General features: G+C 63.8%; 1 pseudogene. It reads right to left on the bottom strand.

The features are described from left to right. Nucleotides 1-329, bottom strand: a pseudogene (locus EN874_RS32765) (FAD-dependent oxidoreductase); the annotation flags it as partial.

Here is a 329-nt window from a genome sequence, read left to right as displayed (position 1 = left end):
CACCAGTACAGCGCTTAAGCCGAGCCGGTCCCGCACGTCGCCCGCGACATAGGTGACCCGCTCGCGCCAATGGCTCGTAAGCGCTTCGAGCGATGCGAGTGCGTCGAAGTCCAGAAAAAGGCCCTTGCCTGCGCGCAGAAGGGTTCCAACCTTCGTCCCGTCGGCCAGTTTGAAATCTGGAACGCTACGGCCCGCGAGCGGATGACTGCCTCCAGAATCGTAGCGTAGAGACACGCCCCACACGCGCTCGGCGAAATACGTCGAGCCATCGCGGGTCTCCATGAGGTCGCGGATGATCGCTTCGAGCGCTCGCGTGCTTTGGGTGGGCC

This window comes from Mesorhizobium sp. M1D.F.Ca.ET.231.01.1.1 (assembly GCF_003999155.2).
Taxonomy (GTDB): domain Bacteria; phylum Pseudomonadota; class Alphaproteobacteria; order Rhizobiales; family Rhizobiaceae; genus Mesorhizobium.
Note: the sequence above shows the minus strand (reverse complement) of the source record. Positions and strands in the feature narration are given on the sequence as shown.